The organism is Paraburkholderia kirstenboschensis (assembly GCF_032806925.1).
Lineage (GTDB): Bacteria > Pseudomonadota > Gammaproteobacteria > Burkholderiales > Burkholderiaceae > Paraburkholderia > Paraburkholderia kirstenboschensis.
Genome location: NZ_CP136511.1, coordinates 800,747 through 825,523, shown reverse-complemented (window position 1 = coordinate 825,523; position 24,777 = coordinate 800,747). Strand labels below are relative to the sequence as shown.

At 59.0% G+C, this 24,777-nt stretch carries 21 protein-coding genes and 7 pseudogenes; 16 read left to right on the top strand and 12 right to left on the bottom strand.

Annotated elements, in window-relative coordinates; genetic code table 11:
* Positions 1–121 precede the first annotated feature (121 nt).
* Together RW095_RS41680 and RW095_RS04145 are read left to right on the top strand one after the other, a co-directional pair.
* Positions 122–226, top strand: a pseudogene (locus RW095_RS41680) (IS6 family transposase); the annotation flags it as partial.
* Positions 227–315: 89 nt separating this feature from the next.
* Positions 316–597, top strand: coding sequence for a hypothetical protein (locus RW095_RS04145; protein WP_317016788.1), 282 nt, complete (start codon positions 316–318; stop codon positions 595–597).
* A gap of 262 nt (positions 598–859) precedes the next feature.
* Here the strand turns inward: RW095_RS04145 and RW095_RS04140 are convergent, their stop codons facing one another.
* From RW095_RS04140 to RW095_RS04125, 4 genes and pseudogenes are all read right to left on the bottom strand, one after another.
* Positions 860–1,264 (bottom strand): hypothetical protein, encoded by a 405-nt coding sequence (locus RW095_RS04140; RefSeq protein WP_394365045.1) that lies wholly within the window; start codon positions 1,262–1,264, stop codon positions 860–862.
* Positions 1,265–1,322: 58 nt separating this feature from the next.
* Positions 1,323–2,033: an IS6 family transposase gene (locus tag RW095_RS04135; protein WP_394365070.1), complete on the bottom strand. Its 711-nt coding sequence runs from the start codon at positions 2,031–2,033 to the stop codon at positions 1,323–1,325.
* The gene (locus tag RW095_RS04130; protein WP_317016552.1) at positions 1,993–2,475 is read right to left on the bottom strand and encodes a response regulator; all 483 of its coding nucleotides are present in this window, start codon (positions 2,473–2,475) and stop codon (positions 1,993–1,995) included. The genes RW095_RS04135 and RW095_RS04130 overlap by 41 nt, the downstream gene beginning before the upstream one ends.
* 492 nt (positions 2,476–2,967) lie before the next feature.
* Positions 2,968–3,171: pseudogene (locus RW095_RS04125) on the bottom strand (transposase); the annotation flags it as partial.
* A 266-nt stretch (positions 3,172–3,437) separates the two neighbouring features.
* Between RW095_RS04125 and RW095_RS04120 the strand changes: the two are divergent.
* Positions 3,438–4,508, top strand: a complete 1,071-nt coding sequence (locus RW095_RS04120) for an IS110 family RNA-guided transposase (protein ID WP_317016551.1) — start codon at positions 3,438–3,440, stop codon at positions 4,506–4,508.
* A gap of 692 nt (positions 4,509–5,200) precedes the next feature.
* On the opposite strand, the gene RW095_RS04115 is transcribed toward RW095_RS04120, so the two are convergent.
* Together RW095_RS04115 and RW095_RS04110 are read right to left on the bottom strand one after the other, a co-directional pair.
* On the bottom strand, positions 5,201–5,506 hold the full coding sequence (locus tag RW095_RS04115) for a protealysin inhibitor emfourin (protein ID WP_317016550.1): 306 nt from the start codon (positions 5,504–5,506) through the stop codon (positions 5,201–5,203).
* A 100-nt stretch (positions 5,507–5,606) separates the two neighbouring features.
* Positions 5,607–6,686, bottom strand: a complete 1,080-nt coding sequence (locus RW095_RS04110; protein ID WP_317016548.1) for a M4 family metallopeptidase — start codon at positions 6,684–6,686, stop codon at positions 5,607–5,609.
* 900 nt (positions 6,687–7,586) lie between these two features.
* Here RW095_RS04110 and RW095_RS04105 point away from each other — a divergent pair.
* Genes RW095_RS04105 through RW095_RS04095 form a run of 3 tightly spaced genes read left to right on the top strand, consistent with a single transcriptional unit; the run spans position 7,587 to position 10,785 of the window.
* Entirely contained in the window at positions 7,587–8,150 is a 564-nt protein-coding gene (locus RW095_RS04105) for a hypothetical protein (protein ID WP_317016547.1), read from the top strand.
* The gene (locus RW095_RS04100) at positions 8,147–9,898 is read left to right on the top strand and encodes a CotH kinase family protein (RefSeq protein ID WP_317016545.1); all 1,752 of its coding nucleotides are present in this window, start codon (positions 8,147–8,149) and stop codon (positions 9,896–9,898) included. Before RW095_RS04105 ends, RW095_RS04100 begins: the two co-directional genes overlap by 4 nt.
* Positions 9,895–10,785 carry a hypothetical protein gene (locus RW095_RS04095; RefSeq protein WP_027780650.1) on the top strand — a complete coding sequence of 297 codons (891 nt, stop codon included), beginning with the start codon at positions 9,895–9,897 and terminating at the stop codon, positions 10,783–10,785. The genes RW095_RS04100 and RW095_RS04095 overlap by 4 nt, the downstream gene beginning before the upstream one ends.
* A gap of 846 nt (positions 10,786–11,631) precedes the next feature.
* Here RW095_RS04095 and RW095_RS41675 read toward each other — a convergent pair.
* The 5 genes and pseudogenes from RW095_RS41675 to RW095_RS04070 all read right to left on the bottom strand — a co-directional run.
* Positions 11,632–11,830 (bottom strand): annotated as a pseudogene (locus RW095_RS41675) (IS5/IS1182 family transposase); the annotation flags it as partial.
* Positions 11,736–12,215 carry a transposase gene (locus RW095_RS04085; protein ID WP_317016543.1) on the bottom strand — a complete coding sequence of 160 codons (480 nt, stop codon included), beginning with the start codon at positions 12,213–12,215 and terminating at the stop codon, positions 11,736–11,738. The pseudogene RW095_RS41675 and the gene RW095_RS04085, both read right to left, overlap by 95 nt.
* A gap of 241 nt (positions 12,216–12,456) precedes the next feature.
* Complete coding sequence (locus tag RW095_RS04080) at positions 12,457–13,176, bottom strand: IS6 family transposase (RefSeq protein WP_317016258.1); 720 nt, start codon at positions 13,174–13,176, stop codon at positions 12,457–12,459.
* Positions 13,173–13,397 carry a VOC family protein gene (locus RW095_RS04075; protein WP_317016541.1) on the bottom strand — a complete coding sequence of 75 codons (225 nt, stop codon included), beginning with the start codon at positions 13,395–13,397 and terminating at the stop codon, positions 13,173–13,175. The genes RW095_RS04080 and RW095_RS04075 overlap by 4 nt, the downstream gene beginning before the upstream one ends.
* Before the next feature lie 145 nt (positions 13,398–13,542).
* On the bottom strand, positions 13,543–14,856 hold the full coding sequence (locus RW095_RS04070; RefSeq protein WP_317016540.1) for an Nramp family divalent metal transporter: 1,314 nt from the start codon (positions 14,854–14,856) through the stop codon (positions 13,543–13,545).
* 367 nt (positions 14,857–15,223) lie between these two features.
* Between RW095_RS04070 and RW095_RS41235 the strand changes: the two genes are divergently transcribed.
* From RW095_RS41235 to RW095_RS04055, 4 genes and pseudogenes are all read left to right on the top strand, one after another.
* On the top strand, positions 15,224–15,436 hold the full coding sequence (locus tag RW095_RS41235) for a hypothetical protein (protein ID WP_394365044.1): 213 nt from the start codon (positions 15,224–15,226) through the stop codon (positions 15,434–15,436).
* Positions 15,437–16,003: pseudogene (locus tag RW095_RS04065) on the top strand (transposase); the annotation flags it as partial.
* Positions 16,004–16,021: 18 nt separating this feature from the next.
* Complete coding sequence (locus RW095_RS04060) at positions 16,022–16,750, top strand: TetR/AcrR family transcriptional regulator (protein ID WP_317016538.1); 729 nt, start codon at positions 16,022–16,024, stop codon at positions 16,748–16,750.
* A 200-nt stretch (positions 16,751–16,950) separates the two neighbouring features.
* Positions 16,951–17,274 (top strand): annotated as a pseudogene (locus tag RW095_RS04055) (transposase); the annotation flags it as partial.
* A gap of 517 nt (positions 17,275–17,791) precedes the next feature.
* Here RW095_RS04055 and RW095_RS04050 read toward each other — a convergent pair.
* On the bottom strand, positions 17,792–19,102 hold the full coding sequence (locus tag RW095_RS04050) for an MFS transporter (RefSeq protein WP_317016537.1): 1,311 nt from the start codon (positions 19,100–19,102) through the stop codon (positions 17,792–17,794).
* Positions 19,103–19,316: 214 nt separating this feature from the next.
* Here RW095_RS04050 and RW095_RS04045 point away from each other — a divergent pair, with 214 nt between their 5' ends.
* The 6 genes and pseudogenes from RW095_RS04045 to RW095_RS41670 all read left to right on the top strand — a co-directional run.
* Positions 19,317–20,138 (top strand): FadR/GntR family transcriptional regulator, encoded by an 822-nt coding sequence (locus tag RW095_RS04045; protein ID WP_317016535.1) that lies wholly within the window; start codon positions 19,317–19,319, stop codon positions 20,136–20,138.
* Positions 20,139–20,256: 118 nt separating this feature from the next.
* Positions 20,257–21,237 carry a D-erythronate dehydrogenase gene (gene denD / locus RW095_RS04040; RefSeq protein ID WP_317016534.1) on the top strand — a complete coding sequence of 327 codons (981 nt, stop codon included), beginning with the start codon at positions 20,257–20,259 and terminating at the stop codon, positions 21,235–21,237.
* 23 nt (positions 21,238–21,260) lie between these two features.
* Positions 21,261–22,558 (top strand): annotated as a pseudogene (gene otnK, locus RW095_RS04035) (3-oxo-tetronate kinase).
* A gap of 8 nt (positions 22,559–22,566) precedes the next feature.
* Positions 22,567–23,217 carry a 3-oxo-tetronate 4-phosphate decarboxylase gene (gene otnC / locus RW095_RS04030; protein WP_317016532.1) on the top strand — a complete coding sequence of 217 codons (651 nt, stop codon included), beginning with the start codon at positions 22,567–22,569 and terminating at the stop codon, positions 23,215–23,217.
* A gap of 365 nt (positions 23,218–23,582) precedes the next feature.
* Positions 23,583–24,368, top strand: coding sequence for a hydroxypyruvate isomerase family protein (locus RW095_RS04025; protein ID WP_317016531.1), 786 nt, complete (start codon positions 23,583–23,585; stop codon positions 24,366–24,368).
* A gap of 119 nt (positions 24,369–24,487) precedes the next feature.
* A pseudogene (locus RW095_RS41670) lies at positions 24,488–24,683 on the top strand (IS6 family transposase); the annotation flags it as partial.
* Positions 24,684–24,777: the final 94 nt, after the last annotated feature.

Sequence of the window (24,777 nt, the reverse complement as noted above, 5' to 3'; positions counted from 1 at the left end):
CAGGTATTGGAACAAGTCATTTTTTCTTGGGAGTGTATGAAGTATTTCTAGGCCCGCTGGTAGGTCGAATACCTGATACGCGCACTCTCAGGGTAACTGGATATGCAGGAAGAGTGAGACGATGAAGAATTCGGAGCCGCCCTATTACCGCCACCGCTTTCCAGGCGTCGTCATCCATTGCGCGGTGCGTTGGTATTTCAGGTTTCAGTTGAGCCTGCGCTCCGTGGGCCGCAACCAGATCTACAGCGCCGGCGGCGGCTACACCTACGGGCCGTTCGCGCCGGGCGGCCCGTACGTCAACGCCACAACCCGAACGTGTCGTACTTCGGCGCGGCCGCAACGGTGGCTGCGACGATCAACGGGGTGCCGGGTTCGAATCTGGGTACTGCGCCGTCGCTGTCCGGATTCGCCTCCGCGTCCACGCATCAGTCGATCGCGGCGGGCGGCGCTTATCAGTTCGGGCCGGCGCGCGCCGGCATCACTGGGACGAACACGGCGTTCAAGGGTCTCGGCGACACGAGTTCGGGACCGACCCGCTCGGCTTCGCCGGCAGCACGCATTACAACGACGCCGAAGTCAACGGCGAGTACCACCTGACGCCATCGCGGTTGATCGGCGCCGCGTACGATTATAAGAAGGGCAGGCGCATCAGCAGCACGAACCGCGGACGGCTCGGAGGCGCTACGTATCATCAGGTGTCGCTCGGCGCCGACAAACCATCAGGGCGTCGTGAGGATTGGAATGCGGCATCGCTACTGATGCCTCGAAAGCGTGAGCCGGGCGGGCCCCGCTCACGCATGGCGTCGTCGCTCGGCGGCTGATGTCATCGAGTTAGCGGATGGACCGAATTCCGCCCGCTTCAGCCACGAGTCGACGAGTGCGTGTGCAGGGGTTCGGTCCCGTTCAACGAATTTCGTAGTCTGTTTTCTTCACGCTCCTTCCTGCTCGTCCAGCTTCGACGCAGCGCCAGCGCGAACTGCGCGAGTACCAGCAGCAGGCAAACGCTGAGGAACGCTGCACTGATCGGCTTGTGCACAAAGATGGCAAGGTCCCCATGCGACAGCAAAAGAGAGCGACGGAAATCTTCTTCGGCCATCGGACCCAGGACATAACCAAGAAGAATCGGCGCAATGGGAAAGTCGAGTGCCAGGAAGATTGCACCCGCTACGCCGAACACGAGTACTTCGCGGGATCCGTAGAAGATGCCGGCCAGCATCAGGATCGCGGGAATAGGATGCAGCGCATAAGTGAGCGGCAGCAGCATCGAGGGCTCTGGTGCAAATAGGTAAGGCGGTTGAGAAGTTTTCTATAAGGAGGATACCTTATCGAGTGGACAGGACAGCATTCCATATAGTGGGTGCAGCGGCATCCTTGAGGCCGAGCTTCGCGAGATCGAACTGGCCCTTGCGAATTCGATGCGTCAGTTCGATGCCTGAAATCGTGGTCGCGGCGCTCCTGAACCGTTTGAAACCAAGCATCACATTCGTTCTGGATTTGATGTGGCGATGGTCCTGCTCGATCACGTTGTTCAGATATTTCGACGACCGGACCTTCGTGTCTTCAGGCAGCAGACCATCGGCCTTCATCTCGCGCACCGCGCGGTGCGAGGCAGCATAGCCATCGAGCGTGACGGTCTCCGGCGACCGGCCCTGATGCCTGATAGCCTTGCTGCAAAAGGCTTTGGCCACGGCCACGTCGCGCCTCGCCCTAAGTATGAAGTCCACCGTCTGGCCAGCCCGATCCACCGCCCGGTACAGGTACACCCATTTGCCGCGAATCTTCAGGTAGGTCTCGTCGACGCGCCACGAGCGACCAGCTGGCGTAGCAAAGCGGTTCCAGCGTTTGACGAACTCGGGCGTATAACGTCTCACCCAGCGCAGGATCGTCGTGTGAGCCAGCGATAATCCCCGTTCGGCCATCATCTCCACCAGATCGCGCAGGCTGAGCTTGTAGCGCAGATACCAGCGAACGCACAGGATGATGATCTCCCGATCAAAATGGCGTCCACCGAACAGCTCCTCCAGACTCTTCAGCTTGCTCATCGCGGGTCATCAGTTCGTTTTGCTCCGACAACTCTAACCGATTCGCGGACCCTATTTGCAACAGAGCCTCGATGAGATCCTGGGTCGATGCATCGCATGAAACGAAGCCGCTCACGCCGCAGCGCGCGTACGCGAGAACGTCATGCTCGCGCGCCCGCGCCGCGAAGCCGAGAATATGCAGCGCGGGGGCCGCGCTCACGAGCCGGCGCCCGGCGGCGAGGCCGTCTTCGCCGGCGATGTCCAGCAGAACGAGCGTCGGATGGAAATGGCCGAGGGTCGCGAGCGCGGCTTCGGCATCGGCCACGGCGCAGACGTCCTCGACCCCCGGATGTTGCGCGAGCAGCGACGCCAGTCCTTCGCGCATCAGGCGCACCAGACTCACGATCAGAATTCTGATTCCGCGCCCGGATTGTGAATTCGCGGCTTCGGCCATGCGCTTACTCCCTTTCCGAGTGATGGCCGGACATCCGTGCCGTCCACGCCCGTTCCCGCCCGATCGAAGAGCGCGCTTTCAAGGGTAACTAACGATTCATTTATAGAAGAAAAGACATTCATGTTCCAGTCGCGCCGCTTTCAAAACACGCGCGACGGTAAGACATCTCTGCAAGAGTTACCTGCCAGGACGAATTGCGCCGCCGATTGAGCGTGCTTGAATTTCATGCCGTGAATTCCCGCCGATGATGGTTCAAAAGGAGGATCTTTTTAGCTTCTGTTAAATTGCGCGCCGAAATAAAGCGGCGGTCAGGCGGACCTGTCAAACGCCGAGGAATGTACTATTGTTCAGCCTGGTGGATGTCGCCTATCTATGACAACCTGCCTTGCCGTGTCAGGCCGCACCGTTGCGATTCGATAAACTAAATAGGATAGCGAAGTAACAAAATCATCGTGAGTCGTGCATGTCGTCCGTCAAACCACCGATGCCCTTTCAGCTCGCCTTGATGGAGCCGCTCGTCGTGCGAACCTTGCGCGGCCGGTCGCGGAGCAGCAGAGGCATCAAGCGCCGGTTGGCAGTCTGCGCCGCCCACTCGCAATATGCGTCGCTGCCGAGCACCCAGGCCTCAAGCGCCGGCTGCATCAGGTGATTGACTTCGTGTTCGTCGAGCGGCTGTGTACTCAAATGGCGGAACGCCTAGTGCCGCGCGAGCAGGGGTGACTCTGATCTCCGTGCAGTTTCCGGAGTTGCATGAAGAGCAACGGCGATCGTTGCCTCGTTCAAGTTTGCCGCTTTGCCGAGTGCAACAATTCGAAAACGTAGCGCCAACTTCTGCGCCCTCGACCAAAACAAGACTTTCTCAAATGTGAGGGACTTCCCCGTCCCGGTGCGACGCTGAAGTCGCGGGCATCAAGTGCCATGATTGAGGTGCCATCCATCAATCGGAACAGGAGGGGGAAGTCATGGACCAGCTTACTACTGTCGGCATCGACCTGGCAAAGGACATCTTCGCGGTCTGCGTGCTTGATGCTACCGGTGCCGTCTTGCAGCGACGCGTGCTACGGCGCGAAGCGTTCATGCGATGGGCCGAGCAGCTGTCGCCATGCCGCGTCGCAATGGAAGCCTGCGGTTCCTCGCACCACGGGGGACGCTGGTTTTCAGCCCGCGGTCATATCGCTCGCCTTATTCCACCCGAATTCGTCAAACCGTTCCGGCCCGGCGGCAAGAACGACGCAGCCGATGCTGAAGCAATCGCTATTGCCGCACGGCAGCCAACCATGCGCTTTGTAGCAATCAAGTCCGTCGACCAGCAGGCCATTCTCGCCTGGCACAGCGTACGTCAGGGCTGGCAGGAAGAACGTACCTCGCTGCTTAATCGCACGCGCGGATTGCTGGCTGAATTTGGCGTGGTGATTGCACGTTCAGCCGATCGCTTTCTGGGCGCGTTGCCCACACTGATCGAAGAAGCCAGACTGCCTAACCCGGTGCGTGCTATGTTGCTCGAGGTGCGCGAACAACTGGTCGCGCTGAACCTGAGGCTTGCTCGCTGCGACCAGCAGATCGCCACTCACGCCAGAAACAGCGATGTCGCCAAACGCGCCGGCGAACTGCTCGGCATCGGTCCGGTAACATCGAGTGCGCTGGCCGCCACGGTGCCCGATGCGAAGGTCTTCAGAAATGGGCGGCAGTTCGGCGCCTGGCTCGGCCTGACACCACGGCAGCACAGCTCAGGCGGCAAGACCCGGCTGGGACATATCAGCCTGCGCGGCAACGTCTATCTGCGCACGCTGCTTGTTCAGGGCGCCCGAAGTACGTTGCAGTCGGCGTTGCGTGCGGACCCCACGCACGCAAGCCGGCTACAACGATGGATCAGACAGCTTCATGAACGCAAGGGCTATCACAAGACGTTGATTGCAATTGCCAACAAGCATGCCCAGATGCTGTGGGCGATGCTCGCGAAGGGCGAACATTACGACGCCGATGCGTGGCAACGCCATCCCATGCATCCGCCGTTACCATCCGCTACAGCATGACCCGGTTAGCCTGAAAGTCAGCTACTGCTCGACGCGATAGCAAGACGAGGTCGGACCGAACGGGAGAAGAACCCGACGATTCTGTTGGCGAGTCATTACCGCATGGGGCCTGGTAGCTCATGCCTGTTCGCCGGTTTTCAAATAGGGTTCTCCTGTGCGGCTCATATCGTGGCCCGCCCGATACATCTCGGGCAACAAGGCCGTTTGCAAAGACGCAGCCTGTTCCTGGTATTGCTTCGGAGTGCGAGCCTGAGCTGAGAAAGGAGAAGTGTTATGGCTGCCCAACCAACTGGACCACCAGGACGTTGGCGTCGTGCTTTTGCCGGCGCCAACCAATCTCACTCCGATCTTGACTTTCGGGGGAAGTCCTTGCAAATAGTATCGGCCACCAACGGCCATTCGACCGTGCTCTCAGGCGGACATTCGAACATCGGCTCCGCCCCAGGTAACGAACTTTCCCCGACGATGGTGTTACTCGCGTCATCACCCTCAGCCGACATTCGTCTTCGAGTCTGATTTGTCCGCCTTGCGAAAGGGGCCAGTCGGTTCGCCAATTAGGGGCGCCCTACGGCCCAGTTGCAAAGATGTCAGTGCGTAGGGGTACGCGTGGGCGAGGCGCGCGACAAGCTTCCGTCAAACGCTCAGACATGTGGTGTTGAGGCGACAGTGAACTCGGCTCACAGGCCGCCTGTTCAACGATGCCCATGCTGTTTGATGAACATCATTAGCGCCGAAAACGCTGGTGGAACGGCAGCATCAGCGCATCGTAGTTCAAAGTTTCCGTCTCCCGATGCGATGGTGATGCGATACGTTCGCCCGTCCGGCACGGCTCTCACCGCCGCTCCGGGCGCGGCGCCCGGCAGAGCGCGTACTGCGGATACCAGTCGCGTAAACTCCTCGCGCTCGTCGGGCGACAGATCGCTTTCGTCGAGCGCGATAGGTCGGGCAAGTCCGGGAAAAAAACCGACGCCCCCATCAATCGTCAGTTCAGCGCGCATTGGCAGCTCCTCCTGCTGGGGATCGGAAGCACAGGGAGACGTCAGAAGACACGTGCATATGAGCCCGGCAAGCAGACGGACCATACGCCAGTCACTCAACTTACAATACACCAACCGTTTCCCAAGCATTGTTGACCGCGTTCGCTTCGGCGCTGCTCGAACCGTACAGGCGATTGGCGTTTGAGACCGTGAGCTTCGCAAAGGTCTTGAAGTTGGTGTTCGGCTTGATATGCGAGTCGTTCAGCGTCTCGTACCAGATGCGCCCCGCCTTCTCCCACGCATAGCCGCCAATGTTGAGCGCTCCTAGACAGAACGCCCGGTTGGGTATGCCAGAATTGATGTGAACGCCCTGATTGTCCTGCATTGTGTGCACATAGTGAGTCATGTCTGCCGGCTGAGGGTCTTTGCCGAGCACTTTATCGTCGTAAGCGGTTCCCGGCTCTTTCATGGAGCGCAGCGCGACCCCCTTAACGCCGCTCGCCAGCAGTCCGGCCCCGATGAGCCAATCCGCCTTGTCCGCCGTCTGCTTCAGCGCGTACTGCTTGATCAGCGACCCAAATACGTCGGACACCGATTCATTGAGCGCGCCCGGTTGCCCGGAATAGGCAAGACCCGCTGCGTGCTCTGTGACCCCGTGCGTGAGCTCGTGTCCGATCACGTCGAGTGCGATGGTGAAGCGGTTGAACAGCGTCCCGTCGCCATCGCCGAACACCATCTGCTGCGAGTTCCAAAAGGCATTGTCATACTCCTTGTCAAAGTGCACCGTGCCGATCAGGGGCATGCCCGCATCGTCGATTGAATTTCGGTGGAAGATCTCCAGGTAAAATTCGAACGTCGCGCCGAGCCCCTCGTAGGCCTCGTCCACGCTTTCGTCGTTAGACTTCGGCGCGCCTTCCGATCGCACCAAAGTGCCCTGCAGCGTCTCTGTATTGTTGGCCGTGTAAATGCTTCGGTGTGCAGAAGGGGCTGCCGCAACCGGCGGCACTGATGCACTGCGGCGCGGCGCGAGCATCGCCGCCTGAACGGAGCGTATCTGCCGGAAGGTGTGGTCAGCCGCCAACGTGTCGATAGCGAGCGACCGCTGCTGAGGCGTGCCATTTTTGGCGATTTCTTTCAACATATGCGGAGGCAAAATGCAATAGATCGATCGGACTCGGTCGTGCCGGGCGCGATTGCACATGATGTTCTCCCTTGAGAGAGTGAGCAAAGGGGCTGGATTGACGCGCGAGGAAGGGGCGGCAGCGTCGTGCGAGCAATCGAGGTTGTGTTCGAATTCGCGTTCTGCTAACGAACGGTCAATCGTGACCGGTTGTTATCGTTCGATTCTTGAAAAAAAGAATATGCACTCCTGATAGTAATCATACGTCATTCGTGCGGAATAATCGGCTAAGGAATAGACCTTATCGTGGTCCAGCTCTCTGAGTCCTGAAATGCGATCTGATCAACGACAATCGGGAGCTAAAGCCGTACGTCATTACCGGTTAGATGCGAGTCTGGATACCAACTCATCGACCGCTCGACTGTGTGCCGCCGAGGAGGGTTGATGGTCTCTAGAGCGATCTCGACGAGGTCATCGGATGTGAGCTTGTCGGCATAAACATAAATCCTGCGTCCGTCTCGATGTCGTTCGACCGTAGTGGTCGCGAGGGTGGATAGATCTTGGTTCAGCGCCGCCTTACGCTACGTTACGGAGACGACGGGATGCTGACGGACACGCTATTGTTTCAGAGTCGGCTGCTCCACTCGTGTGTTGACTAGAGAAGATCATCGTCGACGCGAGCTTCGACGGAAGCAAAGTATCAACGCTGTTCGCAGGTGGCGGCATGTTCGTTCCATACTCCGTCGCCAGCGTAAATTTTTAACCTGCAGCATTGAAGCGATTACTAAAGAGAACCAGGCTTTTAGGGCGTGGTGGTTGGGGTCCGTTCCGGTTGTTGGCATTACGGATGAACGCGGGAGATAAAAAAACTCCTGGAACTTCATATCCGAGCGACTACTGTAAAAGCAGCGATCATGCATGAGAATTAGAGGCCATTTCCACGCTTCACTGTTCGTGCCAACGCATTTTAGCGGGAGTGCCATGAGCCTTGCCTTCTGGATCACGCGTCCCGAACGTTCGCCCGGCCCTCGTCGTGACGAACGCCCATGTCAGCGAAGGTCGCAACTGCTGCGCTCGCATGGCGGGCTGCTCGCGTTGCTGCTGCCCGTCTCGGCGATGGCCGACACTGCGTTGGCCACGAATGCGGGTGGCTCCCCGGCGGGTGCTGCGAGCCAGGATCAGCGTTCGCTGGAGCCACTCAACCTAACCATCAACGCATTGCTTACCTACGACGACAATGGGAGTCGCGCGCGCGATTCCGTTGACAAGCTCTCGGACGAGTCATTGGCCGGGGCGGTGAACAAGGTGTTTCTCGTGCCGCTTGGCACGTCGTGGCAAGTACTGCTGAATGGATTTGCCGGTGCGGAAGGGTTTCGTACCTATACAAGACTCTCGCGGGTCTTCGCCGGCTTGCTCGGTGAGCTCCGCTACCGCTATTCGAACGCCTTCTATAGTCCGACGCTTGCTACGTTAGCCCGTTTTCAGGGTGACGATTACGGCTCGTCATCGCAGGCACCGCGGGCGACGCACCGGAGGAGAGCATGAACAAGGCGGCCTTCCTGGCACGGTTCAAGGACCGGGCCGTCGTGATCGGCGATCTCCCGGTCGGCACTGCGCGCGAGCTCGCCGAACAAGTAAACCGCACGCAGGGGCCGAGCGATGGCGTCCTCACCAGAAAGGCCGAGCTGTCGGCCTTGTTCGATCTCTTGCGCAATCAGGCTGGCGCGCCGGGCGACGATCTGCCGCTGGTCGACGGCGCGGGCCGCTCGACCGCGGCCGGTGACGCCATCACGCACTACGAGGCGGCGGCGCTCGACAAGCCGCACGTTTTCTCGGAGCCGATGTACCTCGTGCACGTCACCGGCTGGCCGCACGATCGTTTCACGCCGGAAAAGCCGATGACGGCGCCGCAGGGCGCAAGTTTATCCGTCTGGCGCACTGATCCGCACGACGCCCGCCATATTCCACCTCCGGGCAGCGGCGGCGTGCTGTTCTCCACCGCTTCGTTCTCGCTGATGAACAGCGGCAATCGCACGCTGCGTGCGCCGAAGCGGTCGTGGAAGGTCGAGATGGAGTCCGATGACCCGGGCCACGACGATCTGCTCGGCATGCACCGCTTCAACCTGAAGGCGATGTACAACGACCCGTCGCAGATGCGCGAGGCACTGGCGTGGGGCTTGTTCGCCCGCGCCGGCGTGCCCGCGTCTCAGCACACCTACGCGAAGCTCGGGTTCGACGACTTCTACTTCGGTCTCTTTTCGCTCATTGAGCAAGTCGACAAGCAGTTCCTACAAGACCACTTCGGTGCCAACCACAAGGGCAACCTCTACAAGGCGTACTGTGGCGACATCGGCTGCGCGACGCTGGAGCATCGTATCGGGGAGGGCGGTGATGATAGCGGGCGGCAGTATGCGGGCAACGATCCCGACAACCTCACGTATCGTCTGAAGGGCAACAGCGACGATCCGGCGGCGAACACCTTCGACGATCTCGCTCAGTTCGTGCGGGTGATCAACGGCGTCGGCCTGCCGGGCGGCGACAAACGATTCGACACCGACGCATTCCGCAAATCGGTAGAAGGAATCTTCAATGTGCGCGCGTTCCTGCGCTGGGCTGCTGTGAACCTGCTCATCGGAAGCTGGGACAACTACTTCGCCACGCCCGCCAACTACTACCTCTACAACTCGGGCCTCGACGGCAAGGCAGATGGCTTCATGGACAAGCCGTATTTCACCTTCATTCCCTGGGACTACGACAACAGCTTCGGCATCGACTACTTCGACACTGATTGGCAGTACACCGACATCCTCGACTGGCCGTCCAACACGGCGCGCTACTGCGCGAAGGGCGGCCATCCCGACGCCCGCTCGCGCATTCCGCTCGTCCAGAATCTGGTCTCCAACACCGAGTTTCGCAGCTACTACCTCGACGCCATCGAGCAACTGCTGGCCACCGAGTTCACGCCCGACGCGATCGACGCCCGCATGCGCGGAAGCGCAGGTGCGCCGCTATGGCCGCGTGTCGCGCAGGCCGCCTACCTCGAGTCCACGACGCCCGATGGTTCGCCGTTCACCGGGCGGCAGTTCACGAACCACGAGGTCTATCTGGCCGCCGATCAGCAATATGAGTTGCGACACGGTGATACCCATGTGGCGGGCATCATCCACTACGTGCGGATGCGGTTCGACAGCGCGAAGGCGCAAGTCGCCAAGCTGAGGGCGGCAGGATCGGCGAGGGGCGGCAGCGGCCCGACGTTCCCGGCCGTCATGGAACCACTTCCGCCCGCACCATGACCAGCGTACACCGCTCTACCGAACCCCTTGAACTCATCGTCGAGGCGAAGGTTGCCGATCTGCTCGACCGTCCTGATGGCGACGATGTTCGCGCATCGTCGCTGGAACCTAGCGGCGTGTGCGTCCACGACGGCGCCTGCTATCTGATCTTCGACGACTCCTCGGCGATCGCCCGCATTGAGGACTGGTCCGGACGCTCGCTGCGCAACCGGATGCTCGACGCGAGCGTGGGCGGCCATGCGCAGGACCGGGAGGACATCGCGTTCGATCCGGTCAGCGGCCACTTCTTCGTGCTCGTCGAAGCCGTGCGGCATCACGGTCAGCTTCTTTCGGAAGTGCTCGAGTACGCGCCCCACGGCACTCCGCTCGGCCGGGCGTTTCTGGACCTGATTCTCGAAACGCAGAACAAGGGCCTCGAAGGGCTCAGTTGCCTGGTGCGCGACGGCGAGCCGTTTCTCCTCGGCCTGTGCGAGGGAAATCACTGCCGTGGGGGTGCGGAGGGGCGACGTCCGGGCGGAGGGCGGATTCACATCTTCCAGCGGGGGCCGCATCACTGGACACACGTGGATGTGATCCGGCTGCCGAAGGACGTCCATTTTGTCGACTACGCGAGCGTGGCCGTCTCGGGCGATCGCATCGCCGTGGTGTCGCAGTCGTCCTCGGCACTCTGGATTGGGAAGCTTGCGGCGAAGGGGTTCGCAGTGGAGGACGGCGGGACGATTTATCGGTTCCCGCGCGATGCTCAGGATCGGGTCGTGTACGGCAACGTGGAGGGCGTATCGTGGCTGAGCGACGACCGGCTCGTAATGGTGTCCGACAAGGCGGAGAAGAACAGCCCGGCGTGGGCGAAGGAGCGGTCGCTTCACGTGTTCGCACTGCCGGCGTGATGCAAAGGCTGACATGACGGACACGCACGGCGCTAACAAGCTTTTCGCCGCGACGGTTCGCGTACCTCCGCGTGTAGTTATTGAAGTTCGCCATTTCTGCGAGTGGGTGCACTAATTCTGCTAGTTCCGCTGGTGCTGCGGCACCATCCGATGCACGATCGCTCTCGAGTTCGATAACAAGTGTTTGACGTTTGCCAGCTTGGGGATCCTGGACTTCGCTGCTGCCCCTGTGAAACTGCATGACCTCAGCCCGCTTCACCGCACTCCCATCGCCCAGCCTTTTTAACGGCTCCCACGATTCGCGCCTTAACGGACATCAGCAGCTGAATCTACGGACTTCAGCACCAGTCGAACAGGATCGCGTCACGGTGATACGGAGACGCGAAACCACATCGACGCCCGTGAAGCCGCATTTGCGGCGATCCCGTCGCGCGTACGACCCGGTTCAAATCGACGTATTTCGCATGAGTTGCCGCGGCTAGGCCGTCATCCAGGCGATGAGCGATGATCCGGCCTCTTCGCGACGGGCGTTCACATAGTTTAGCGCCGTCGCCTGGCCAACCAAAACCGTGCCTATGGCCTGGGAGCGAGTCGTAACCGGACGACCGGGCCGTCGTGGGGAGGTGCTGCATTCTTGACGATGGCGGGTTTCATTGCGCAACCAGCGAGCGGGGCCACCGCAACTGGCATGTGGCGATTGTCGTTGTGTGCATCAAGTGTGCCGATTGATTCTCTTCGCGTCCTCTTACCAGGACAACAGCTCAAGGAGCGCCGGCGCGCCAAATTCAATCAGTTGTGCGTTCGAGTGCGAAAATACCCGCTCCAGAACTGCTTCAGATCCATCAAGCAATAACCTAGGTTCAACATGCGGACCCATGAGGTCCGGGTCAGTCGATGGACGACCCATCGGGCTGTAGAACGGTGCAAGCTGCTGGCGTAGATCTTGTAGATCAAGGAAGGGGTCGATGCCTCTTAACAGGTGCGATTGCGGGACGTCGTTGTCGAGGTTGAACGAGTAGAAGAGCTTGTCCTGTCCGCTTTTCAGTTGCCCCATCATGACGTACCTGGCCCGACGCGTCGAACTCGACCTCGCAGACCCCACCGTCGGGCGTAGCGGTCAATGCCGATGGTACAGAATGCGGCTTCGCAACATCATCGATAACCGTCACGCGCAACGACAGTGTTTGCGTTCCCTGCTGCGATACAGGCGCCGCGTTTGCTTGCACCGCCGGCAAACCATAAGCACCCTGGAGATATTGACGGCGCCACTTGAACAGCAGATTGGGGTTGATGTCGTTCTGGCGGGCGACCAACGCAACCGACGCACCGGCTTCGAAGGACTGCTCTGCCAGTTGTCGCTTGAACTCCATCGGGAAGTTCGGCCGCTTGTACGGCCCGCTGTTGCCACGCCCATTCAATACGTCGTCCACTTTGGTGCCCGCAATGTGATTTGGTGGGCACGTGTGAAAACACGCGCCGCATGCTGCTTCCCCAAAAATCGACCCCTCAGATCGCGCTGTGCTGGCTTGGCAGCAACTCGGGAAGGGTAAAACGACACCCGAAAACCGAGTACTTTGGCGTTTTCACACGACCTCGACCCATTACAGCCCTTCGTACGGTTCTGGTGCAAATAGGAAAGCAGGTTGAGACGTTTCCTATCGGAAGGATACCTTATCGAGCGGACAGGACTGCATTCCATACGGCGGGCGCGGTAGCCTTCTTGAGGCCGAGCTCCGTGAGATCGAACTGGCCCTTGCGAATGCGATGCGACAATTCGATACCTGAAATTGTGGTCGCGGCGCTCCTGAACCGCTTGAATCCAAGCATCACGTTGGTTCTGGATTTGATGCGACGATGGTCCTGTTCGATCACGTTGTTCAGATATTTTGAGGACCGGACCTTCGTGTCTTCGGGCAGCAGACCATCGGCCTTCATCTCGCGCACCGCGCGGTGCGAGGCTGCATAGCCATCGAGCGTGATGGTCTCCGGCGACCGGCCCTGATGCCTGATAGCCTTGCTGAAAAAGGCTTTGGCCGCGGCCACGTCGCGCCTGGCCCTGAGTATGAAGTCCACCGTCTGGCCAGCACGATCCACCGCCCGGTACAGGTACACCCATTTGCCGCGAATCTTCAGGTAGGTCTCGTCGACGCGCCACGAGCGACCAGCTGGCGTAGCAAAGCGGTTCCAGCGTTTGACGAACTCGGGCGTATAACGTCTCACCCAGCGCAGGATCGTCGTGTGAGCCAGCGATAATCCCCGTTCGGCCATCATCTCCACCAGATCGCGCAGGCTGAGCTTGTAGCGCAGATACCAGCGAACGCACAGAATGATGATCTCCCGATCAAAATGGCGTCCACCGAACAACTCCTCCAGACTCTTCAGCTTGCTCATCGCGGGTCATCAGTTCGTTTTGCTCCGACAACTCTAACCGATTCGCCGACCCTATTTGCAACAGAGCCGATCGTGTCACGGTCCTCGTCACTCACGACCAAGCCAACGACTTCCGTATAGAAATCGCGGCTGCGCGCCAGGTCACTGACGGAAAAGGTCAGGTGGCTTGCCCGAGTCACTCGGAAGGGTGCCGGCTGGGCTGTCTTAGGAATCTGGATCATCACATCTCCTTGTCCTGGTGAATATTTTTGGGTAAAGCCTTACTAGTTTGAACATCCATTCTGGTGAGATCGGGTATGAAATCGCCTCACTGGATGGGACTGACATGGTGAATTCGGTGTCCCGAACGTCAAGATTGCTCATCCATCAGCCCGCAGCCGGCAACTTCGGGATGCTCACACCAAAGGTCTGAAGCAAGAGAATGGCGTTGAGAACCAGAATCGCGACGGCTCCCAGAATCGCTGCGACGGACACAGGCCAACTGTTCACGAACGGTCCCATGATGTCTCGCCGGCAAGTGAAGATGAGCAATGCAATCATGGGAACCGGCAAGGCGAAGCTCAAGACCACCTGGCTATAGACCAGCGCGTCGGTTGCATTGACACCGAGCGCGACGACGACGAACGCCGGCACCATCGTTGCAATCCGGCGAAGCCAGACGGGGATACGAAACCCTGCGAAACCTTGCATGATCATCTGACCCGCCATCGTTCCAACGACCGAACTCGAAACCCCGGAAGCAAGGAGCGCAACAAGAAAGACACCGGCCGCGGCCGCACCGAGCAATGGCGTCAAGGTGTGGTACGCGGTTTCGATCTCGCCCACGTCGGCATGACCTGCATGAAACGCACCGGAGGCCATCACGACCATGGCCATGTTGACCAGACCCGCAAGTGCCAGCGCGACGATCACCTCGAGATTGGAGAAGCGCACCAGTCTTCTGCGAGCGGCGTCAGTCCGCGCGGGTACGCGGTTCTGCATCAGGCCCGAGTGCAAATAGATGGCGTGGGGCATCACCGTGGCACCGAACATGCCGACCGCGACTGTGAGGGCATCACGGGTAGGTAGCTGTGGCACGAACAGGCCGTGTACGGCGGCGCCCCACGCCACATGAACAATGAACAGTTCGACCAGATAAGACAGCGCAATGGCAGCGACGAGACCGCCGATGATGAGCTCGACCGGACGAAATCCCCGCCTTTCGGCCATCAGGATCGAATACGTAACGAGTCCTGTAATCACCATGCCGACGATCAGCGGCAGTTGGAAAAGCAGAGACAAGCCAATCGCGCCGCCCAGAAACTCCGCGAGATCCGTCGCCATCGCGGCGATCTCGCTGATGCCCCACATCGCGTAGACCAAGGGCAACGGAAACTGCTCGCGGCACATTTCGGCGAGATTGCGGTTCGTGACGATACCCAGTTTGGCCGATAGCGCCTGAAACAGCATCGCGACGATGTTTGCGCCGAGCACCACCCAAAGCAGTGCGTAGCCGTATCGGGCACCCGCCTGAAGGTTCGTGGCGAAATTGCCGGGATCCATGTAGGCAATGGAGGCGATGACCGCCGGTCCGACAAACAGCAGCCTCGCGCGACCAGAGGTCCTGCGTCCCGCCAGAACCTCGCCGATGGCCAGCGCAGTCCGTTCGGTCAACCCCTGTCCTACGTTGAAATTATCCACTGCGTCGAATCCCTGAAGGTGCACTCGCCGTAAACCGCTTGGTACTGAAGCAATGCGTCATGTCCGTGCTGATGGAGCGGACCTCCGCAACGCTGGGTACAGATCGATGAAGCAATTTAGTACTGAACAGTACTATTTTGCAAGCATGGTAGATGTCGACGCAAGGAGCAGGATATTGGGGTAAACACCAGTTTTTGACCACCTTACTCGATAGAATGGGCGGAGCGGAGCCTGTAAGATCGAGTACCAATCGGTACAATTTCGAGTGTGCCAGCGGGGGCAAGCGGCAAGGGCTAGTGAAGGGTTCTTCTCTTGATGGAACTTATCTGGATTGAGCAGTTTCACTGCGTGATCGCCTGGAGAGGTCGTGCAATTTGCTCCACGAGTTGTGCGAGTTGCCCCCGAGATCGTGTTGACCGATGAGGAGCGAGACGAGCTGACGAGGCTGGTTCGCTCGAAGCTCACGAGCGTGAGGCTGGCACAGTGGGCGCGTATCGTGCTGCTGGCCGCTGACGGCAAGCAAACCAAGACATCGCCGAGCAGTTGGGCATGGGACGCGTTCAAGAGAAGAGCCAAGTAGGCGCTCGACAGCACGCAGCCCGGGTTGCCGCTAAAGAAGGGGCGTGCCACCATGACGCACGACTACAAGCGCTATGACATGACCACGCTGTTTGCCACGCTCAACGTGCTGGACGGGCAAGTCATCGGTTAGCGCCAGCAGCGCCACACCCACATCGAGTGGCTGAAGTTCCTGCGCCAGATCGAACGCGAAACGCCGACGGACAGACGCTGCCCCTGATCGCTGACCACTACGCCACGCACAAGCATCTGGGTGTTCAGGCCTGGCTGGCGAAGCCTCCGCGCTTGAACATGCACTTCACGCCCCCCTCCGCGTCGTGGCTGAACATGGTTGAGCGGTCTTTCCGCGATATCATTACTGAGCCGCGCCGCAGCGGCGTGCCCGAACTGGTCGCGCCATCGATGAGTTCGTCGCCCATCACAACACCAACCCCAACCGTTCATCTGGACCAGGAGCCCACGCGACATCCTACAGAAGGTCATTCGCCCGAATAGCGCCGAAGTTCCAAACAGAATGGAACGCTACACAAGGTACGGCTGGGTCGAGAGCGATCAGAAGTTCGGTTGAACACGCAACGAGGTCTACATGCCCATTAGAAAGACGCCTGCCCCAAAAAAACTGCCATCGCGTCTACCGGCGAGCAAATCGACGCAAAGACGTCGCGAACTGCTGAGCACTGCAGCGGACATGTTCTTGGCGCGCGGCTACGATGGCGTTACCCTGGATGAAATCATTGCTGAGGTAGGCGGCTCCAAATCCAACGTGTATAAGCATTTCAAGGGCAAAGAGAGTCTCTTCATTGCGGCGGTCGAATATCTCAGCGACGAGATATCCAGCGTATTTGGGGACTCCGATGCATTCTCGCTGCCGCTGCGGCCGGCGTTGACCAGCATTGGGCAAACGTTCTACAAGGCCGTGCTGCATCCTCGAGCCATCGCGCTGCAGCGCTTGGCCATTGCCGAATCGAGTCGCTTTCCACAAGTGGGACAGACGTGGTTCGATCGGGGACCGCGTATCTTTTACGAGGCAATGACAAAGTTCTGCGAGGAGCGCCAGGCACGCGGGGAACTGCGTACTTGCGACGCGCAGGAGGCTGCCATCCTCTTTCACGACATGATGGCGTTCAATTTATCGCATCAGCTCCTGCTCGGAATCATACGTCCACCCAAGGCGTCGATCGTGGAGGCAAAGGTTCGTTCCGTCGTCGATGCTTTTTTGAACGGGTTCGCTCACGAGCAGGAACAAAAGCTTTCGAGCGGCGGGCAGCACACGGCAGCGGTCGCCGCAGTTCCGAATCGTTTGAAGGTAACGTAGGCGCCCGCGCGGCGATGAGGAACGTGGCTTACGTAAAGAACGCAGCCCCGAGTCGCTCATGATGTAGTACAACATGAACCTGACGTTCCCGATCGCCGACGAAGTACGCATAGCGAAGGTCCGGTGTCTGGTTGGAACCGCCGTTCGAATGTCCGCCAAGGCGTGAGAGCGAATGCTCGTAGATGGCCGTTACACGCATCCGACCTGCGCACAGGCGGAAAGCCTGCGTTCGGCTTGCTCCGCAGCCATACGACAGTGGTCAGAGTCACGTTGATCAAGGCGTCAGCAAGCAGGCTAACCGACGCGTACGGACCCAGCTTGTCGAAATGGCATGGGCATGGCTTCGATACCAGCCCGGCAGTGCGTTGACCCAATGGTTTCACAACCGCGCTGAAAGTGGGGGACCGAACCGCCGCGCAAAGCGTACGGCAATCGTGGCCGTGGCGCGACGACTCGTCATCATGTTGTGGCGTTATCTGAAGGATGGGGTCGTGCCTGCGGGTGCGGAGTTTAAATCGCCGTGAACTTTGCGGATACATTCAACCTCTCCACTGACGACTGGACCGCGACGCGCCCGAAGGACCGGCTGGTTGCTCATCGCAACCGATGACTAGATGGGGCGTGTCGACCGAGACTGCTTGTCTATCGGTGTAACGCGCATAAAGGATGTGGCCGATTGAATCGGCGGATAGAAGTTGGTGAGACAGTGTCTGTCGCACGTGCGCAAATACCGTGGTCCAGGTTTAATCAAGGTCGGCGGCCCAAAGGTCCTCGACTCGAGAAAGTTCCTATGGTCGAAGCTTGACTCGTTGTCTTCTTGACAAGTCATTTCTCATAGAAGCCGGTCCTGCAGCGTCAGGTGGGCACGCTCCACCCGCCCCTTGGCGGGGCTTGAGTTCGCGCTGAAGGTGTCGATATTGAGCTCGTACATCGCCCGGCCAAACTGCGTGACCAGATTTGAGGCCGCCAAGGGATTTTCTCAAAGCCTGCACCCAGTTGTCGGAGAAAAGCCCGCAAACTTCCATCGGTAATACGCCGTACTCAGCGATTGACGACCTTCGCGGGCACCAGGAAAATCAGCAGCGAACCTAGGAAGAGTGCACCGGCCATCGCATACAGACCGGGATTCGTGCTATGCGTCATGTCCTTGATGAAGCCAATCAGATAGGGGCTGACAAATCCGGCGAGGTTACCCCAAGAATTGATCAATGCGATACCGGCTGCAGCGGCGGAACCGCCAAGGAACGCTGTGGGCAGGCTCCAGAACAACGGCAGCGTGCTAAGTCCCCCCATGGCTGCAAGCGTGAGACCGATCATCGCGAGAACAGGCTGGGTTCCGAAAGCGGCCGACATGATAAGACCGACACCGCCCAGAACTGCGGTGAAAGCGAGGTGCCAACGCCGCTCGCGCTGCCGGTCGGCGCTACGCGAGACCAGCAGCATGGTCGCAGCGGCAGCGCCATACGGGATCGCTGTGAGCAGGCCAATATGCAACGGATCCTTTACGCCAGTCGATGAGATCAGGGTAGGCAGCCAGAAACCGACCGTATAGAAGCCACAGATCATGCAGAAATAGATTGCTGTAAGCAGCCAGACGCGGCCGTTCCTGAATATATCGCCGAGTGAATGCTCGACCTTATGCGTGGAGTCGGCACGGATCTGCTGTTCGAGAAATTCGCGTTCGTCCGCCGCCAGCCACTTGGCTTTCGAAATGCCATCAGTCAACAGAAAGATCGCGCCGATGCCTGCCGCGATTGAGGGCAGACCTTCAATGAAGAACAGCCATTGCCAGCCGGCGTGGTTCATCGCTCCGTTAAAGGAATGGAGCACCAGGCCCGACAATGGACCCCCAACGAGACCAGAAAGCGGCACTGCTGCGGCGAATGCAGCAAACATCTTGCCGCGTCGATGTGACGGATACCAGTAAGACAGATAGAGGATCACTCCGGGATAGAAACCCGCCTCGGCCAGACCAAGCAAAAAGCGCATGACGTAGAAAGCAGTCGGCGTCGTGACGAAAGCCATACCCGATGAGATGAGACCCCATGTGATCATGATACGGGCCATCCAAAGCCGGGCCCCGACCCGATGCAGGATGATGTTGCTGGGAATCTCAACCAAAAAATAAGCGATGAAGAAAATTCCGGCACCGAGCCCATAGACGGTTTCGGAGAAATGCAGATCCGACGACATCTGGAGCTTCGCGAATCCCACGTTCACACGGTCCAGATACGCAACCAGATAGCAGAACATCAGGAAAGGCACGATTCGCCAGGTGACCTTGGCGTAGGTTCGTGTTTCAAATGACTGCGTGTCGACCTGTGTTAAGACCTCTACTGAATCGCTCTGCACTATCTCTGTCTCCTTGACGACCAGTCCCCCGTCGGCCTTTCGCTGTTCCGATCCTGGCTCTGCCACCCGACTTCACGATGGCAGCACGGCAACATGCGAGAGACGCTGTGGCGGCTATTTGTATGATAACCATACATATTACGTATGGCGTTCCGATCATAGGTAGAAAGTGGTAACGTGTCAATCAAACCACCTTTCATTCCAATTGCACCCTATGGCCCACTCGACCCAATCGGCAACAACTTTCGACCCGCCGAAAATCGCCAACGTCGGTACGCTTGCTGACCGGGTGACAGCTGTGCTGCTGGAGAAAATCAAGGGTGGCGAGTTTCCGGCAGGAACGCGGTTGCCGACAGAGCAGGTGATAGGCGAGCGCTTCGGTGTGAGCCGCACTGTCGTACGTGAGGCCATCTCGCGTCTGAAGTCGGATGGACTCGTTGAAATCCGGCAGGGCAGCGGGACCGTGGTGCGTGAGCCCAATCGAACTACGGCATTTCGCCTGGATTTGGATCCGAAGGATTCGATCGATGCCGTGCTCCGGGTGAACGAGTTGCGGCGCGGAATCGAAGCAGAAGCGGCCGTGCTGGCGGCGCAACGTCGCACGCGCGCGCAACTGGCAGACATAAAACTTGCGCTGGCCGCAATCGACAAAGCGACAAAGGAAAAGCGGGATGGTGTAGACGAGGATCTTGCTTTCCATATGGCGGTTTCGCGAGCCACCGGCAATCCGCTGTATCCGTCACTGCTCGAGTTCATCAGCCAGTTTATTCACGCCGCGATCCGCGTGACCCGGACAAATGAGGCGCGCCGCGAGGACTTTTCGACCCAGGTACGCAGCGAGCACCGTGCGATCTTCGACGCGATAAGCGCACAAGACGAGGAAGCTGCCAGACGCGCAGCACTCACCCACATCGACAATGCCGGCAAGCGGATTCAGGAGGCCGACGCTACTTTCTGGGAAGGTGTTGGCACCGCCGTGGCGCAGCCTCTTATCAACCAGGGACGTAAGGTTGCGAAGCGCGCTCCGCAAGATTAGACCTCAACCACGAACGCATCCGGACTCCGGCCAATTTGCCTGGCGCCCGGCTCTAATGTAAGATCATCATACAACTTTTGCGGCGCCGTTTCGGCCGCGTATTGTATGGAGATGAAACATGAAGATTCTGGTGACCGGCGCAGCGGGTTTCTTGGGCCGGCGTCTGATTCGCGCACTGCTCGTGCGCGGCGAGTTGACTGATGCCGCAGGGCAGCGGAAGCGCATTGAGCAGATCGACGCGTTTGACGTTGTCCCGCTCGAAGGCATCGACGATTCTCGCGTTCGCATTCTCACCGGCGACATTTCCGACCCCGCGCAGGTCGAGAAGCTGGTTGACGGAGACACAAGCTCCATCTTTCATCTCGCCGCAGTTGTCTCCGGCCAGGCCGAACAGGAGTTCGAACTCGGCATGCGAATCAACTTCGATGCCACCCGGGCGCTTCTCGAGCGCGTCCGCATTCTCGGCTCGCAGGCCCGCCTTGTGATGACGAGTTCGGTTGCCGTGTTCGGTGGCGAACTGCCGGCGACGGTCGAAGACGCTCATGTCTGGGCGCCGCAAAGCTCATATGGCACAGAGAAGGCGCTTGCGGATCTGCTGCTTGCCGATTACAGCCGGCGTGGATACGTGGACGGCCGCAGCCTGCGAATGCCGACGGTTGTCGTGCGACCCGGTAAGCCGAATCGCGCGGCGTCCAGTTTCGCGAGTGGCATCATCCGGGAACCCATCAACGGAGTCGACGCGGTATGCCCGGTTGCGCCCGAAACGATCCTGTGGTTGATGTCCCCGGATCGCGCCGTAGAGAATCTTGTACATGGTCATGAAATCGCGAAGGGCAGACTGACTCGTGGCCGCGTGATCAACATGCCGGGTCTCTCGGTTTCCGTCAAACAGATGCTGGCATCGTTGCGTCGTATCGCGGGTGACGAAGTTGGGAATCGCGTGCGTGTCGAACGTGATCCTGCAATTGAGCGCATCGTGAATTCCTGGCCGGGTAACTTCTCGGCGGAGTACGCCCGCTCGCTGGGATTTGTGTATGACGTCGATTTTGACAGCGTCGTACATGCCTTCATCAACAATAGCTCTGCGGTTCCCGCGTGACCGTCCGCTTTCAGATTGCCAGGATGACTTTGCCTTCAGTCCTGCTCGGTTGCATTGCCGATGATTTTACGGGTGCGACCGATCTCGCCAACATGCTTGTGCGCGGTGGAATGCGCACTGTTCAGACCATCGGCGTACCTGACGCGCCATTAGACACGGCGGCGCAAGCAGTCGTCGTCGCGTTGAAATCGCGAACCGCCTCGCGCGGGCAGGCGATCGCCGAATCGCTTGCAGCGCTTGAGTGGCTGAAGACGCTCGGTTGCAGGCAGTTTTATTTCAATATTGCTCGACATTCGACTCAACTGATGACGGCAATATTGGCCCGGTCGCGGACGCGTTGATGCAGGCGCTGGGCACTGATTTCGCCATCGCTTGTCCGGCTTTCCCTGAGAACGGACGAACTGTATATCGAGGTCATCTCTTCGTCGGCGACGGCCTGCTGAGCGAGTCGGGCATGCAAAATCATCCGCTCACACCGATGACCGATTCCAATCTCGTCCGTGTGCTGCAGCGTCAAACAACATCGAAAGTTGGGCTGCTGCGTTATGACGCTGTTCAGCGAGGCGCAGAAGCGGTTGCGATTGCGCGTACGTCATTGCACGGGGAGGGCATTCGTCTTGCCATTGCCGACGCGATTTCGGACGAGGATTTGTACACGCTAGGTACTGCGTGCGCGAATGACCTTCTTTTGACCGGTGGATCCGGTCTTGCACTTGGCTTGCCGGGCAATTTCGCTCGGGCGGGCTTGCTGCCGCGCGCGAACGACACTGCAGAACTTCCGGTGATTGACGGCTTTTCCTCCGTTTTGGCGGGAAGCTGCTCGCGTGCGACGCAGGCGCAGGTTGAGCACTGGAAATGCGCTGGTCGACCGGCGTTCAGGATTGCTCCGTTGTCAGTCGCAGCTGGCGAAGCTGTGGTCGAGCAGGCGATCGAATTTGCGCAGCAGCACATCGTCACGGAGCCGGTCCTCATTTATGCGACCAGCACGCCCGAAGAGGTCAAAGCTGTCCAGGAGAAGCTCGGCACTGAGGCGTCCGGTGAACTTGTTGAGCGGGCGCTCGCGAGCATTGGACAAAGGCTGTACGACCTTGGCGTGCGGCGCTTCGTTGTAGCTGGTGGGGAGACGTCTGGAGCAGTCGTCAATGCACTCGGAGTCAAGGCACTTCGGATTGGCGCGCAAATTGACTCGGGGGTGCCATGTACCGTGTCAATTGGCGACACCCCGCTTGCGCTCGCGCTGAAATCAGGCAACTTCGGAACAGTTGATTTCTTCAGCAAGGCGTTGGCCATGTTTGACAAATCCGTGGAGTTAGCCCAATGATCTAAACTGTGACGTCGGAGGCAGCGGCTGAGAGCAAGGCTCGCGAGGAAATCGCGCGAATCGGTGAAGACTTGTATAAGCGCCTGTACACGGTGGGTTCTGCCGGGAATATCAGCGCCCGGCTGAATGACGGCTGGCTTATTACGCCCACAGACGCGTGCCTGGGATACCTCGATCCAGCCATGATCGCCAAGGTCGACCGCGAAGGGCAGTGGGTCAGCGGCGACAAGCCTTCCAAGACGCTCGCGCTACACCGCAATGTCTATGACTGTAATCCCGAGATGCACGGGGTGGTGCACACGCACTCGACCCATCTTGTCGCGTTGACCCTCGCCGGTGTCTGGCAGGCGGACAACGTTCTTCCGCCAATTACGCCGTACTACGTAATGAAGGTGGGGCACATTCCGCTGATTCCCTATTGTCGTCCCGGCGACCCGACGGTCGCTGCACGCGTGCGTGAACTCGCTAATGAGGTGCGCGGCGTATTGCTTGAGAGGCTCGGTCCCGTCGTATGGGGAGCGAGCGTGTCGCAGGCAGCGTGGACACTGGAAGAGCTCGAGGAAACCGCGCGTCTCTGGTTGATGACAGAGCCGCGTCCCGTAGCGCTAACTGAACTGCAGATTGATGAGTTACGTACGACTTTCGGCGCGCGCTGGTAAGACCGAAGCGTCGCAAAGATGTACGTGCAGCTGCCTGGAGCGTGGACTTAACCCGGAACAACACTCCTCTCGCCGCGGATAAATATCCTATGGCAGCACGAATGAAGCGAGAACGAGCTTGAGGCGCGCTGGCCCTTGAAGGGAAATGACGGCCCGAATTGTTCAATATGCTTACCGTCAGCACTTGGTGTACTAGTGCCCTTCGGATCTTGCACAATGCGCTCGGTTCGGATTTCGCGAGTACGCAATGATTCGTATCGGCCGTTTGAGCAGTAGTGAGTTTCCTTGTAGCAAAAATTTGAGTTGCAAACTGACATGCGCGGTGTCGGACACCTCGCAAATGCCTATCAGCCAGCGAGATAAATATGTCAAAGTTTTCTGCAAACATATCGACGATGTTCCAGGACCTGACGATTCTGGATCGGATCGAGGCCGCGTCGAAGGCCGGTTTCCAGGCCGTCGAATTGTGGTTTCCGTATGAGATAGATGCTGCCGAATTCAAGCGCAGCCTTGATCAGCATAACGTTGTGTGCGTCGGCATTAATTCCCCGGCTGGTAATCCAGCAAACGGTGACTGGGGTCTTGCTGCGGAGCCGCTGCGTCGCGCTGACTTCGAGCAAAGCGTTCAGCAGGCGATGGCTTATGCGAAGGCCATCGCCTGCCCTAAGGTGCACGTGATGGCTGGAATCGTTCCTGAAGGACATTCACGCGTCGAGGCGTGGGATACGTACAGGCAGAACATCGCTGTGGCGTGTCAGATTGCGCGGGACTATGGACGGGTAGTGCTGGTTGAGCCTCTGAACAGTGTTGACCGTCCGGCGTATCTGCTGCACAGACAACGCCAGGCGATCGAACTCATCAAGTCACTGAACGAACCCGACAATCTCGCCATCATGTTGGACGTTTACCATGTTCAGCGCGAACAGGGGAACATCGTTGAATGTCTCCTCGAGACGCTTCCTTACGCAGGACATATCCAGATTGCGGACGTCCCCGGTCGCCATGAGCCGGGAACTGGAGAGATTAATTTTTCTTTTGTTTTCAGTGAGTTGCGGCGAGCAGGGTACGATGGTTGGATTGGTTGCGAATACTTCCCCGCTAAAAGTACGTTGGATGGTTTGGGCTGGATCGAGCCATGGTCTGTTGCTTGAACGCCGCGCCGAATTGTCGCACCAGCATCGGATAGTCTCGTAGATCACAATCACGCCGCGCTCGAAGAGCGACCGTGCCATCGTGCAGGGGGAGGAGACACGGGACTTGCGACTCAGACGAGCAGCACCGTCCCAACGTCAAGTCCAGGGCGAATGTCATGCTCGGCTTTAAACTGTCCAGCAACGCCGCAGTCATCATTGCCGGCATCGAACTGGCGCACCGGATCCGGAAAGGAGAAATCGACTGTGCGGAACTGGTTTTCAAGGAAAACCACTGCACCCGCCGTTTGGGAGGCCGTGCTTGCCGCACGATGAAGTGATTTACCGACAGGCTGCTTCTCGCATAGACCAGATATTTGAGCCGGAACTCTCCATTCATGTACTTCCTCGCTGCTTTTATCTCCAAACT